We start from the raw sequence: 13,217 nt of genomic DNA on the forward strand, positions 1-13,217 counted from the left end.
GCGGGCTGCCCGGGGAGGGGTTCGCGTTTCCCGCGGACCTGGTGCGGGGTATGGCGGGGCAGTGGCAGGCCCGCCTCGATCCCGACGGCACCGCCCCGAGCGAGCCCGTCGCCGAGGCCCGCAGCACTGTGGGGTTCGGGCTCTTCCGTGACGGTCTCTACCCGCTCCGCGGCGGCGTCACCGCGGAACTCCGCGGCATCATGAACGCCCTCTTCGACACCTACCTCTCCGCCCACGCGGCGCCCGCATTCCCCACGGCCGAAGAACAAGCGCGCATGGCTTCAGGCCAGCTGATCCCGGGGGCGGAGGCGGCGGCCCTCAGCGACGACCGTGACGGTGGTCAGAAACGCGCCGACATCCTCCGCGGTGTGTTCGAAGCCGCCACCCGTGACGCGGGGACCCCGAGCATGGGCGGCGCCGCCCCCACCGTGATGATCCACGTCAACCAGGCCGACCTGGCCGCCGACCAGGGGGTGGGCTGGATCGACGGCGTCGAAGCGCCCATCTCGCTGGTCAGTGTGAAGCAGGCGCTCTGCGCCGGCGGATTCCAGGAGATCGCATTCGGCCTGAGGAACGAGGTCCTTGCCCTCAGCACCGAGAACGGTTTCTTCAACCGGGCACAACGCCGCGCCCTCGCCGCCCGCGACGGCGGCTGCACCATCCCCGGCTGCACCATCCCGGCGGCGTGGTGCGAGGTGCACCACGTGATTCCCTGGTACCGCGGCGGAAAAACCACGATCGACAACGGGGTCCTGCTGTGTTGGTACCACCACCACACTATTGATACTTCCGGCTGGCAGATCCGGATGGTGCGCGGCAAACCGGAGGTCCGGGCACCGTACTGCTACGACCCCACCCGCACCTGGCGGCCTGGGGGAGGGAACCGGTTGAGGGCTCGACAAGCTCAACCAACGTTGGCGTGATTTTTCGGGATCGAGTCACCAAATGGCTCAGACGCGGACGTGGGTTTGAGCCTCTGGAATCACGTCACCGATGCGTTCCGGGACAGAAAAACCCCCGCACCCCGTGAGAAAAACCGGGATGCGGGGGAACGAGAAGCGCGGAGACGGTGGGATTTGAACCCACGGTACCCCGTGAAGGGTACTCCACCTTAGCAGGGTGGTGCACTAAGCCGTACTATGCGACGTCTCCTTGATGCCTGCAATGCAAACACACGTCAATGATCATAACCGTACAGACGGCATCCGCACGAACCGAGCACGCACGAACCGAGAGCTGCGGGCTCCGCCCGGAGGCTACTGGTCCTCGAGCGACCGGCCTGCAGAGCAGGTGACGTCTCCGGCGGTCTGGCCCTGGACTGAATCGGAAAGCACTGCGGCCGGGGGCGTCGCGGCCGGATCCGGGACCGGTGCGGCCGGATCGGTCGTGTCATTGGGATCCGGGATCGCAGCCGGGTCCTCCGCAGCCGGGTCTCCGGCCAGTTGGAGCGACTCGTCATCTAAGACGGCGGTGAACAGGTCGTCGAAGTCCGGCTGGATCGGTTCCACGCCGCCGTCAACACTGCCGGTCGGGGCCTGCACGAAGACCACCTTGCTGAGGTCGATGTCCTTCAGGGCCACGGCAATCGACGCCAGGGTGGCAACGTCGTTGAGACTCGTGGACAGGTTCATGTTGGCCGTCACGGCCTTGGCCAGCGAGTACACCTTGACGGGGTCGGAGAGTGTGGACGCACTCTTCACGGTTCGCACGAGGGAGGACAGGAACACCTGCTGGTTGCTGATCCGCGTCAGGTCGCTACCGTCACCGACGCCGTGGCGGGTGCGCAGGAACTGCAGGGCTTCCAGACCCTCGAGCGTGTGCATTCCGGCCGGAAGGAAGGTGTTCGTGTACTCGTCTTCGATGTCTTCGGCGACACAGACCGGCACGCCACCGACGGCCGTCGACATGGCCATGACGCCGTCGAACTGTACCTCTGCCGCATAGGGGATGCTCAGGCCGGTGAGCTTCTCGACCGTGAGCACGGTGCACGCCAGACCACCGTAGGTGAGGGTGGTGTTGATCTTCTGGCGGCTCATCGCGTCGAAGGTGCCGCCGGCAGGGTCCGGGCACTCGGGGATGGGAACATACATGTCCCGGGGGAAGCTGATCACGGAGGCGTTGGTGTGGTCTTCGGAGATGTGCAGCAGCATGGTTACATCATTGAGGTCGCCGGTGGAATCCTCCGGCCCGAACGAGGCATCCTGACCCTTTCGGCTATCACTGCCGACCACCAGCAGGTTCACGCCGCCCGGGATCGCATCGATCTTGGGGGCAGGACCCTCGGTCTCGTTGGCCAGAGGCACGCTCTCCTGCACACTCGACGCAACATCGTAGGTCGCGATCGCGGCGACGGATGCGCCACTCACGAGCAGCACGGCCAGTGACGCGGCGAGCACCTTGACCACGGTCACGAACGGGTTGGAGCGGCGCAACCGGCCATGGCGGGCGATGGTACTGAGCCTCTTCGATCGTGTCGAGCGGGGGCGTAATTCGTCGCTCACTCCGGTCCCTTCGTTAGTGCAGGCCGTGCAGAATCGAGGTGCGGAGGGCGTGGGATTCGAACCCACGAGACATCTCTGCCCACCAGTTTTCAAGACTGGCTCCATCGGCCGCTCGGACAGCCCTCCCGGTTCGCTGCCCGCGGCGCTGGTGGAACACGCGGTCGCGGACTAGCGAATACCGACCGATTCTAGCCGCTTGCAGACTTACCACAGTGCCAGAGGATGCTGGCAGCGGGCTGGGCGCCGCCTAGAGGCTGCTCAGAACGAGCGCGAGCCCATCTTCGTGAACGGCGCCGGTGATCTCGGCGGCCGCCGCGAGCACCTCGTGCGGAGCCTGCCCCATGGCAACTCCCCGACCCTGGACCGACGCCCACTGCAGCATCTCGATGTCGTTGCGCCCGTCGCCGACGGCCATCACACGGCTCCGCGGAATCCCGAACTCGGCGCGCACCCGCTCCATGGCGGTGGCCTTGTTCACGCCGTCGGGAGCGATATCGAGCCAGGCAGTCCAGCCGATCGCGTAGCTCACCCGGTTCAGCCCCATCCGGTCGACGATCTGAAGAAAATCCTCCATGTCGTGGTCAGGCGAGATGACGACCACCCGGGTGGCGTCCTGGCGCAGCAGATCGTCGAACTCGACGTGCTCGCTGTCCAGCCCGATCGTGGCATCCGGGAACGGCTCCGTGTAGCGGTAGAAGCCGCGCTCGTCTTCGACGGCGTACCTGGCACCGACCAGGTGCGAGCGGATCTGCAGCAACACATCGGTCGGATCGAAGGTCTCGACCCATTCGCGCCGGTAGCCGGTGGGGGAAGCCGGGTCGCGGTGCAGGGTGATCGCACCGTTCGAGCAGACCACGAAGCGCGGGGTGATGTCCAGGCGCTCGAGCACGGGGAGCGTGGTGGCGGACGAACGCCCGGTGGCGAGCATGACCTCATGACCGGCCGCGGCGAGCCGTCGCACCTGGTCGAGGACGCCGTCGCTGATCGTGCCGTCCTCGTGCATGGTGGTGCCGTCGATGTCGAGGGCCACCAGCCAGGGGGCATCCGTCCGCGTCGTCATGCGCCCACCGGCCGAATGACGTCGAGGCCGCCCAGCCAGGGGCGCAGCGCCTCGGGGATGAGTACCGAGCCATCCGCCTGTTGGTGCGTTTCGAGCAGGGCCACAATCCAGCGGGTCGTCGCCAGGGTGCCGTTGAGGGTTGCGACCGGCGCGGTCTTGCCCGACTCGGTGCGGTAACGGATATCGAGCCGGCGCGCCTGGTAGGTCGTGCAGTTGCTCGTGCTGGTCAGTTCGCGGTAGGCGTTCTGGGTGGGGACCCAGGCCTCGATGTCGAACTTGCGGGCGGCGCTGGAGCCGAGGTCGCCGGCGGCCACGTCGATGACGCGGTAGCTGAGGCCGAGCGCCTGGAGCATGTCCTCCTGCAGGGCGACGAGGCGGTCGTGCTCGGCCTCGGCATTCTCCGGCAGCACGTAGGTGAACATCTCCAGCTTGTTGAACTGGTGCACCCGGATGATGCCGCGGGTGTCCTTGCCGCCCGAACCGGCCTCGCGCCGGTAGCAGGTGGACCAGCCGGCGTAGCGGAGCGGTCCGCCGGACAGGTCCAGGATCTCGTCCGAGTGGTAGCCGGCGAGCGCGACCTCGCTGGTGCCGGTGAGGTAGAGGTCGTCGGCGGGGAGGAAGTAGACCTCCTCGGCGTGCTCGCCGAGGAACCCGGTGCCGTCCATGATCTCGGGCCGCACCAGGGTGGGCGTGATCAGGGGGATGAAGCCGGCCGCCAGCGCCCGGTCGAGCGCCATGTTCATCAGCGCGATCTCGAGGCGGGCGCCGATGCCGCGCAGGAAGTAGAACCGGGCGCCGGACACCTTTGCCCCTCGGGCCATGTCGATGGCGCCGAGCAGTTCGCCCAACTCGAGGTGGTCGCGCGGCTCGAAGTCGAAGGCGGGCACGGCGCCGTGGGTGCGGAGGGTGACGAAGTTCTCTTCACCGCCGGCCGGTACGCCGTCGATCACGGGGTTCGCGAGGGTGCGCACGACCGCGGTGAACAGCGCCTCGGCCTCGCCCGAGGCGGCCGCGGCGGACTTGACGTCGGCAGCGAGGCTCTGCGCCTGGGCGACGAGGGCCTTCTTCTCCGCGGGAGGCGCGGAGGCCACCTGCTTGCCGAACTGGTTCTGGGCGGCACGCAGCGCCTCGAACGCCCGGATAGTGGCGCGACGCTCCGCGTCGGCGGCGAGCGCATCGTCGACCGCCTCGACCGACGCACCGCGCGCTTTCTGCGAACGCTTGATGAGGTCAGGATTCTCTCGCAGCAGCACAGGATCAATCACCGAATCAGTCTACAAGCGCATGGTCCGGCACCTTGCTAGCCTTACCGCGTGGATACTCCCGATCAACCGAGCGTTGTTCGGCGGGCGGCAATCGTCTACAACCCCACCAAAGTCGACCTGGACCGCCTGCGGGCGAGCGTGGCCCGCGCGGAGACCGCGTCGGGCTGGGCCGACTCGCTCTGGCTCCCGACCGCCGCGGACGACGCCGGCAGGCAGTCCGCCCGGCTCGCCTTGGCGCAGAGTGCGTCCCTGGTGCTCGTGGCGGGCGGCGACGGCACGATTCGCGCGATCGCCGACGTGCTCCGTGGCTCCGGTGTGCCCCTGGCCATCGTGCCCGTCGGCACCGGCAATCTGCTCGCCCGCAACCTGGGCCTGCCACTGTCGAACCTTGACGAGGCCACCATGGTTGCCTTCACGGGCGGAAACAGGCCGATCGACGTGGGTGTGGCATCCGTGCGCGCCGACGACGGCGCCCTGGCCGACCACGTCTTCCTCGTGATGGCGGGCATCGGCATCGACGCCCAGATGGTCGTAAGCACGCGGCCCGAACTGAAGCGGGCGGTGGGCTGGCTGGCCTACGTCGACGCCGTGGCGCGCGTGCTCCCCCGGGTCAAGCCGTTCCAGATCCGGTACAGCCTGAACGGGCGCCCGCACCGGCCGGCGCACGTGAGCACCATCCTGATCGGCAATTGCGGCCTGCTGCCGGGAAATATCCAGATTCTGCCGGATGCCCGCCTCGACGACGGCATCCTCGACATCGCCATGCTGCAGCCCAAGGGTGTGCTCGGCTGGCTCACAATCTGGCGCCGGGTGACGTGGGAGAACGGCGTTCTGCGCCGCTCGGCGGCCGGGCGTCGCATCATCGAGCGAACCGAATCGACCACTGCACGGGTGATGACGACGCTGCACGCCGCCGATATCCGGATCGTGTTGGTCGAGGCGCAGGAGTTCGAGGTGGACGGCGACGCGCTCGGCCCGGTGCGCTCGGTGTCCCTGCGCACCGACCCTGCCGCCCTCGTCCTGCGGGTTCCCGTCGCGCCCTGAGGGCCGGGCTGGGCTGGGCTGGTGGGACCGTCAGGCCGCGGGCTCGCCGAGCAGGCCGCGCAACCAGGCGCGCGCACCGATGAAGACGTTGTCGTTGTAGCGCGAGGTGAACTCGATCGGCTGCTTGTCGGCCCGCGGGTACGAGCCGAGGAAGATCACCTGGGGGCTGAACCGGCGAAGGCCGAGCAGCGCGTCGGCCACGCGTTCGTCGTGGATGTGACCGTCAACGTCGATCACGAACCGGTAGCGCCCCAGGGCGTCGCCGATGGGGCGCGATTGGATCAGGCTGAGGTTGACGCCCCGGGTGGCGAACTGCTCGAGCATCTCGAGCAGGGCGCCTGAGCGGTCTTCGGGCAGCTCCACGATCAGGCTGGTCTTGTCGGCGCCAGTGCGGGGCGGCACGGTGGTGTTTCGGCTGACGAGCACGAAGCGGGTGACCGCGTTGGCGTTGTCGCCGATGCTGCGGGCGAGCACGACCACATCGTGGTGCTCCTCGATGCCGGGCGGGGCGATGGCGGCATCCGCCTGCCCTGATTCGACCAGCGACGCGGCGGCGGCCACGTTGCTCGACGCCGGAAGGTGGCCGTGGTGCGGCAGATTGGATTCCAGCCAGCGACGGCACTGCGCATAGGCGACCGGATGCGCGTTGATGGTGTTCACATCGGCCAGCGCGGTGCCCGGGCGAGCCACCAGGACGAAGTTCACCGGAACCAGGTACTCGCCGATGATGCGCAGGTCGGGCACGCTCGCGAGGGCATCCTGCGTGGCGGACACGCCGCCGTCGACGGAGTTCTCGATCGCGATCATTGCGGCCACACTGCGGCCGGACACGACGTCGTCGAACGCCTCGCCGACGTTGTTCACGGCCCGCCACGGCTTGCCCTGGGCTTCGACGACCTGGGTGAGGGCTGCCTCGGTGAAGGTGCCCGTCGGCCCGAGGAAGCTGTAGCTGACATTGCGCGACTCGGACATGCAGATCAGCCTAGTTGCAGTGCAAGACTGGACACCATGAACGAACGCGCGGGCACAGCGGCCCTGGAATCTGACCTTGTCGATGTCGAAGCGCTGGTGAAGGCGTACTACGACCTGAAACCGGATGTCACGGTGCCCGGCCAGCGAGTGGCCTTCGGCACCTCCGGTCACCGAGGGAGCTCCCTCAACACGGCCTTCAATGAAGACCACATCATCGCGACCACTCAGGCGATCGTTGAATTCCGCGCCATGCAGGGCATCACCGGGCCGCTGTTCATCGGCACCGACCCACACGCCCTGAGCGCGCCAGCCTATACGACCGCCCTCGAAGTGCTCGTCGCGAACGGCGTGCGCGTGCTGGTCGACGAGTTCGACGACTATGTGCCCACCCCTGCCCTCTCGCACGCGATCCTGGCCTACAACCGGGCCGGGAACAGCGACGAGGCGGATGGGATCGTGGTCACCCCGAGCCACAACCCGCCCTCCGACGGCGGCTTCAAATACAACCCGCCGCACGGCGGACCGGCCGACAGCGACGCCACCTCGTGGATCGCCGCCCGGGCCAACGAACTCATCGCCGCCGGGCTCAATGATGTCAAAATGAGCGAGCCCAGCGCGGTCGAGACCTACGACTTCCGCGGTGGGTACGTGAACGACCTTGAGAACATCATCGACATGGCCGCCATCAAGGCCAGCGGTATTCGTATCGGAGCCGACCCGCTCGGCGGCGCGAGCGTGGGCTACTGGGGTGCGATTCGCGACCGCTACGAGCTCAACCTGACCGTGATCAACCCCCACGTCGACCCCACCTGGCGCTTCATGACCCTGGACTGGGACGGAAAGATCCGGATGGATCCGTCGAGCCCGTCCGTGATGGCGTCCGTCGCCGCCCACAAGGACGAGTTCGACATCGTCACCGGCAACGACGCCGACGCCGACCGGCACGGCATCGTCACCCCCGACGGCGGGCTGATGAACCCGAACCACTTCCTGGCCGTGGCCATCGACTACCTGTACAGCCACCGCGAAGGCTGGCGGGCGGATGCCGCGATCGGCAAAACGCTCGTCTCCTCCACCATGATCGACCGCGTCGCGGGTTTCCTCGGCCGCGACCTCTGGGAGGTGCCGGTCGGTTTCAAGTGGTTCGTTCCGGGCCTGATCGACGGTTCGGTCGCTTTCGGCGGCGAGGAGAGCGCCGGCGCCAGCTTCGTGCGCTTCGACGGAACCGTCTGGACCACCGATAAGGACGGCATCCTGTTGGCCCTGCTCGCCTCGGAGATTCTCGCCGTGACCGGCAAGACGCCCAGCCAGCGCTACGCCGAGCTGGCCGAGCACTTCGGCGACCCGGCCTACGCCCGGGTGGACGCGGCCGCGACGCCCGCCCAGAAGGCGCAGCTGTCCAAGCTCGACGGAGCCGCCATCACGGCCACCGAACTCGCCGGCGAAAAGATCATCGCCAAGATGAGTCACGCTCCCGGCAACGGTGCGGCAATCGGCGGCGTCAAGGTCGTCACCGAGAACGCCTGGTTCGCGGCCCGGCCGAGTGGCACCGAGGACGTTTACAAGATCTACGCCGAGTCCTTCACGGGCCCGGAACACCTGAAGCAGGTGCAGATCGAGGCCAAGGCCATCGTCGACGGCGCCATCGCCTGACGCGTCTGCCCTGGACGGGCTCGCCCACCGCGGCGGTCGAGCCCGCCGGGACCGGAGACCAGCAGTAGGGAGTGCTTCGGTACCTAGGGAATGCTCCAGTAGTACGCCGTGGCGCCCGGGTGCTTCTCGGTGATCGCGTAATCGACCGACCGGAAGTCGGTGTCGTCGGTGTGGCCGGCATAGTAGATCTGGATGTCGTCGCCCGACCCCTCGATCCGGGTGACGACCCCGGTGTGGTCGCGGTCCCCGGAGTTGTCCCAGTCGAACTGGGCGACGTCGCCGAGCCTGACCTGATCGCGCTGGTCATCCGTCAGGGCGGTGGCGCGGCCGGACTGCGCGACGTAGTCCCGGAACGCGGTTGAGCTGATCCACGGTGACGAGGTGTCGAAGTCGGAGCCGGTCCCCTCTGCGTACCACTGGTCGTCCATGGTCCAGCCCCGCTCGATCAGGGATTGGCTGGTGAAATTGACGCAGTCGTTGTCGGTGATGACGCCGTAGTCATCCGTGTTGTAGTCGGTCCAGTGGGCGAGCATGTAGCTGACCTGCGCCTGAACCTGGGCGTCGATGGGGACCGGCGCTGCGGCCTCCGCGGGGGCGGCCCGGTCTGTGGCCGTCGCGTCAGACTCGGCCGCATCGGCATTCGGCGCCGTTTGCGTGGAGTCAGCAGCCGGGGTCGGAGTCGCCGAGACGACGGGTTCGTCCCCAGTTACCTCGGCCACGGCGGCCGTTCCGGCCACGAGGCCACCCAGAACGAGCACGGCAGCGACGATGCGGAAGCGTCGGGTCAGAACCACAGATTTCTCTCTTCGTTCGGGGTGCCACCGGAGGGTGTGGCAGACACGCCCCGTTCGGGGGACGGTTTCTAGATAATCACACTTATCCGGGAAATGCCCGGGTGGACGACAGACCGGTCCTGCGCGGATCAGGAAACGGGATCGGGGAACGGAATCAGTGGTAGCCGGGAGCCGCCGGGAGCCCGAAGAACTCCTCGAGGGTGGCGGTGCCGGTGGCGTGCATCTCCATGGCCAGTTCCGTTCCGATGTAGCGGAAGTGCCAGGGCTCGTAGCCGTAGCCGGTGATGGCCACCTTGTCAGCCGGGTAGCGCAGCAGGAACCCGAAACGCCAGGCATTCACGGCAAGCCACTGCCCCTGTGGGGTGTCGCCGAAGCAGGCATCCAGCGAACAGATTCCGGGCAGTGCGCTGATGTCGATGGCCAGACCGGTCTGGTGCTCGCTGGTTCCCGGCCGGGCCGTGCTGGTGTCGGCGAACGCCTGTCCGTTCGCGGCGACATCCGCGTCGTAGACCATCACCTGGGCCGCGAAACTCCGATAGGCGCTGTGGGACTGCAGCTTCAGCCCGGTCTCCGCCTCGAACGCGGAGAACAGGGCCACGGTTGCGTCCGACGCCTCCCGGCGAAGTTGCGGGCTCCAGACGTGAGCCACCGGGACGTCGACGAGGTCGGTCGGAGCGTAGTCGGTAGGGTTCAGCGGGCGGGTCTTGTCAACGACGACCCAGAGGCTCGCCGGGTCGTCGCGTGAGCGGGCGGAACGGTCGAAGGTAGGCATCACGACCGGCTCCGGGGAACCTGTCGGGGCGGCACGAGGCGGGGTGGGGGTGGCGCTCGGTTCGGCACGGGGAATCAGCGTCGGAACGACGGCGGAACCGACGACGGGCGGCACGGTTTCCCCGGTCAGGGCTCCGGCCGCCACCGCGCCGGCGGCGAGTACAGAGATGACGATGGACAGCACGACGATACGCCTCCGCCGGAACGGATGCGCGACCCCCACTGCCCGATCTGCCCACACGGTGCTGAGCCTAGACCGCAGCGAGCTCCGCCAGCCTCCGACGGCCCGAAGGTGCTTGAAGATTGTTTGCCCATCGTGTAACTTTGCGCACAATGCAAACTTCTTCCGCTCTCGCCGCCCCGCCGCTGATGTCCCACCGGCAGATTCTCTTCGTCATCTTCGGACTGGTGGCCGGAATGTTCCTCTCCGCCCTCGACCAGACCATTGTCGGGACATCGATGCGCACCATCGCCGACGACCTCGACGGCATGGCGTTGCAGGCCTGGGTGACGACCGCCTACCTGATCGTGTCGTGCATCAGCACGCCGATCTACGGCAAACTCAGCGACATTTTCGGGCGCCGCCCGCTGTTCCTGATCGCGATCACGATCTTCCTCATCGGCTCGCTCCTGGCCGGACTGGCGAACTCGATGTACGAGCTCGCGATCTTCCGGGCCATCCAGGGGCTCGGCGCCGGCGGCCTGATGGCTCTCCCCCTAACGATCATGGGCGACATGCTGGCACCCCGGGAGCGGGCGAAATACCAGGGGTACTTTCTGGCCGTCTTCGGGGTCTCCAGCGTGATCGGCCCGCTCATCGGCGGCGTCCTGTCGGGCTCGGACACGATCCTCGAAATTACGGGCTGGCGGTGGGTCTTCCTGATCAACCTCCCGATCGGCATCATCGCCCTCGCAATCGTGCTGAAGTTTCTACACGTTCCCCACTTCGCCCGGCCCGTTCGCATCGACTGGTGGGGAGCGGTGACTGTGATCCTCGCGGCCGCGCCGCTACTGCTCGTGGCCGAGCAGGGCCGCACCTGGGGCTGGGGCTCGATCCCCTCGATCGCCTGCTACGTGATCGGACTCCTCAGCATCGCGGCCTTCATCCTCGCCGAGCGGCTGATGGGCGACGACGCGCTCATCCCGCTGAAACTGTTCCGTTCGTCCACGTTCAGGATGGCGACCATCCTGGGCGTCTTCGTCGGCTTCGGTATGTTCGGCGCCATGATGACGGTGCCGCTCTACCTGCAGCTCGTGAACGGGGCCACCCCGACGGAGAGCGGCTTCCTGATGCTGCCGATGATCGCGGGCCTGATGATCTCCTCCATTGTGAGCGGCCAGCTGATCGCCCGTACCGGGCGCTACAAGATGTTCCCCACCATCGGCACTGCCTTCATGTCGGCAGGCTTCCTGCTCTTCACATTCGCCACCGCCGACAAGCCGGTCGGATTCATGATGGCCGGGATGCTCCTGATCGGCCTCGGCCTCGGCCAGCTGATGCAGACGCTCACCATCGCCAGCCAGAACTCGGTCGGCCCTCGGGATATCGGCGTAGCCACATCCGCCTCGACGTTTTTCCGTCAGATCGGTGGCACGCTCGGCACCGCCGTACTCTTTTCGGTGCTGTTCACCCGCATCCCCGACACGATCGGCGCGGCCTTCGACAACCCGACCATCATCTCCGGGGTCAGGGACGCTGCAACGGACCCGGCCGTGCAGGCCGACCCGGCGAACACCGGCATCCTGGCGCTGTTGGCCAACCCGGGCAGTGTCGGCGGCGCCCTCGACGGCGACACCTCGTTCCTCAACACGGCCGACCCGCGGCTCGCGGAGCCGTTCCTCGTCGGCTTCAACGACGCATCCGTCACCGTCTTCTGGGTGAGCCTGGCCGTCGTGCTGGTCGCATTCGTGCTGAGCTTCTTCCTCACGGCGCCGCCGCTGCGCAACACCTCCGCCCTGCAGGAGGCCGCGGACGAGAACGCGGCCGAGCTGGCCGCGCAGGCCGAGCTGACCCGGGACGCGCAGCGAGCCGCCGACAGGATGGGCGCCCTGGTCGAGCCGGGGATCGACGTCGACGAGTTCGAGCGCGAGACCCGCACCCAGCCCCGCTAGCACCCGAACGAATTCGACGGAGATCTTGCTCCTACCGCCCCGTTTGGGCCTCAAACCGTCGCTTTGTGGCAAAATCTCCGTCGAATGCGCACAGGGCGCGCAGTCACGGATGGCCCGGTCCGGGCGTTGGGAATTGTGCGGGCCATCGGGGCGTTGTACCGATAATGCGCATTGTTATTGCAGGTGGACATGGAAAAATCGCCCGGCAACTCACGCGGGAGCTCACGAAGGACGGCCACGAGGTCGTCGGGCTGATCCGCACGGAGGATCAGAGGGCGGACCTCGTCGCTGTCGGAGCCGTTCCGGTGGTGATCGACCTCGAAAAGGCCTCATCGACCGACATGGCGCACCTCTTGGCCGGCGCCGACGTCGCGGTGTTCGCCGCGGGCGCCGGAGCTGGCGGCAGCGAGGAGCGCCGTCAGGCCGTCGACTTCGGCGGCTCCGTGCGGCTGGCCGATGCGGCCGAGGCCGCCGGCGTGGCGCGCTTCATCCAGATCTCGTCGACCGGCACCGAGAAGGTGCGGGACGGTCAGACCCCGACGGATGTCCCGGCGGACTTCCTGGGCTACCTGCAGGCCAAGCTGGCGGCCGAAGAAGACCTCATCACCCGCCCCCTGGCCTGGACGATCGTTCGCCCCGGCGGCCTGCTCGACGAGGCAGGAACCGGACTGGTGCGCCTGAACCCCGCCGGCCCCGGCCTCTCGGAAGAACGTGCGACTGTGCCCCGCGCGGACGTCGCGGCCGTCCTTGCCGCGCTGATCGAGACCGGCGCCGCCGAGCGCCGGGTGCTGCACCTGGTCTCCGGGGACGAACCCGTCGCTGTCGCCGTAGCCGCGTTCGCCTGAGGCTTCGGCCGCCAGGCCGGCCTCCTCCAATCGACCCCCTTCACCTTCAGCCGACCCAGCGCCGGCCCTCCGCACAACACCGCGGGGGCCGGCGCTTGAACGCGTGGCAGATGTCTGGCAGTCTGTGAGAGCGCTCTCATCAGTGTGATGGTGGAGCACTCGCCGACCGGAACATCTGCCGGAGTGAATCCAATGGAGGA

11 protein-coding genes and 2 tRNA genes are annotated in these 13,217 nt (G+C 67.7%); 5 read left to right on the forward strand and 8 right to left on the reverse strand.

Going from position 1 to position 13,217, the window contains the following annotated elements:
- Positions 1–923: HNH endonuclease signature motif containing protein (locus tag E3O62_RS03375; protein WP_134397547.1), on the forward strand; the 923-nt coding region annotated here is incomplete at its 5' end.
- Positions 924–1,061: 138 nt separating this feature from the next.
- Here the strand turns inward: E3O62_RS03375 and E3O62_RS03380 are convergent.
- From E3O62_RS03380 to serS, 5 genes are all read right to left on the reverse strand, one after another.
- Positions 1,062–1,152 (reverse strand) — tRNA-Ser (locus tag E3O62_RS03380).
- 104 nt (positions 1,153–1,256) lie between these two features.
- Positions 1,257–2,501, reverse strand: coding sequence for an LCP family protein (locus tag E3O62_RS03385; RefSeq protein ID WP_134397548.1), 1,245 nt, complete (start codon positions 2,499–2,501; stop codon positions 1,257–1,259).
- A gap of 41 nt (positions 2,502–2,542) precedes the next feature.
- Positions 2,543–2,627, reverse strand: a tRNA-Ser gene (locus E3O62_RS03390).
- Between the two features lie 121 nt (positions 2,628–2,748).
- Positions 2,749–3,561 (reverse strand): HAD family hydrolase, encoded by an 813-nt coding sequence (locus E3O62_RS03395; RefSeq protein ID WP_134397549.1) that lies wholly within the window; start codon positions 3,559–3,561, stop codon positions 2,749–2,751.
- Positions 3,558–4,826: a serine--tRNA ligase gene (gene serS / locus E3O62_RS03400; protein ID WP_134394391.1), complete on the reverse strand. Its 1,269-nt coding sequence runs from the start codon at positions 4,824–4,826 to the stop codon at positions 3,558–3,560. Before serS ends, E3O62_RS03395 begins: the two co-directional genes overlap by 4 nt.
- A gap of 48 nt (positions 4,827–4,874) precedes the next feature.
- Between serS and E3O62_RS03405 the strand changes: the two genes are divergently transcribed.
- Positions 4,875–5,870, forward strand: a complete 996-nt coding sequence (locus tag E3O62_RS03405; RefSeq protein ID WP_134397550.1) for a diacylglycerol kinase family protein — start codon at positions 4,875–4,877, stop codon at positions 5,868–5,870.
- A gap of 30 nt (positions 5,871–5,900) precedes the next feature.
- Here the strand turns inward: E3O62_RS03405 and pheA are convergent, their stop codons facing one another.
- Positions 5,901–6,842 (reverse strand): prephenate dehydratase, encoded by a 942-nt coding sequence (gene pheA, locus E3O62_RS03410; RefSeq protein ID WP_134397551.1) that lies wholly within the window; start codon positions 6,840–6,842, stop codon positions 5,901–5,903.
- A 36-nt stretch (positions 6,843–6,878) separates the two neighbouring features.
- Between pheA and pgm the strand changes: the two genes are divergently transcribed.
- Positions 6,879–8,495: a phosphoglucomutase (alpha-D-glucose-1,6-bisphosphate-dependent) gene (pgm, locus tag E3O62_RS03415; RefSeq protein ID WP_134397552.1), complete on the forward strand. Its 1,617-nt coding sequence runs from the start codon at positions 6,879–6,881 to the stop codon at positions 8,493–8,495.
- Positions 8,496–8,578: 83 nt separating this feature from the next.
- Here pgm and E3O62_RS03420 read toward each other — a convergent pair whose 3' ends face one another.
- Together E3O62_RS03420 and E3O62_RS03425 are read right to left on the reverse strand one after the other, a co-directional pair.
- Entirely contained in the window at positions 8,579–9,289 is a 711-nt protein-coding gene (locus tag E3O62_RS03420) for an amidase domain-containing protein (RefSeq protein WP_134397553.1), read from the reverse strand.
- A 154-nt stretch (positions 9,290–9,443) separates the two neighbouring features.
- The gene (locus tag E3O62_RS03425) at positions 9,444–10,244 is read right to left on the reverse strand and encodes a D-alanyl-D-alanine carboxypeptidase family protein (protein WP_241973291.1); all 801 of its coding nucleotides are present in this window, start codon (positions 10,242–10,244) and stop codon (positions 9,444–9,446) included.
- A 149-nt stretch (positions 10,245–10,393) separates the two neighbouring features.
- Here E3O62_RS03425 and E3O62_RS03430 point away from each other — a divergent pair, with 149 nt between their 5' ends.
- Positions 10,394–12,172: an MDR family MFS transporter gene (locus E3O62_RS03430; protein ID WP_241973292.1), complete on the forward strand. Its 1,779-nt coding sequence runs from the start codon at positions 10,394–10,396 to the stop codon at positions 12,170–12,172.
- A gap of 164 nt (positions 12,173–12,336) precedes the next feature.
- Complete coding sequence (locus E3O62_RS03435; protein WP_134394396.1) at positions 12,337–13,017, forward strand: NAD(P)H-binding protein; 681 nt, start codon at positions 12,337–12,339, stop codon at positions 13,015–13,017.
- Positions 13,018–13,217: the final 200 nt, after the last annotated feature.

Origin of the sequence: Cryobacterium sp. TMT2-15-1 (assembly GCF_004402345.1) — a bacterium.
GTDB classification, from domain to species: Bacteria; Actinomycetota; Actinomycetes; order Actinomycetales; family Microbacteriaceae; genus Cryobacterium; species Cryobacterium sandaracinum.

Coding starts and splice junctions, on each gene's coding strand:
- E3O62_RS03430 (WP_241973292.1), top strand. CDS start 10,394: ATGCAAACTTCTTCCGCTCTCGCCGCCCCGCCGCTGATGTCCCACCGG.
- E3O62_RS03435 (WP_134394396.1), top strand. CDS start 12,337: ATGCGCATTGTTATTGCAGGTGGACATGGAAAAATCGCCCGGCAACTC.
- pgm (WP_134397552.1), top strand. CDS start 6,879: ATGAACGAACGCGCGGGCACAGCGGCCCTGGAATCTGACCTTGTCGAT.
- E3O62_RS03395 (WP_134397549.1), bottom strand. CDS start 3,561: ATGACGACGCGGACGGATGCCCCCTGGCTGGTGGCCCTCGACATCGAC.
- pheA (WP_134397551.1), bottom strand. CDS start 6,842: ATGTCCGAGTCGCGCAATGTCAGCTACAGCTTCCTCGGGCCGACGGGC.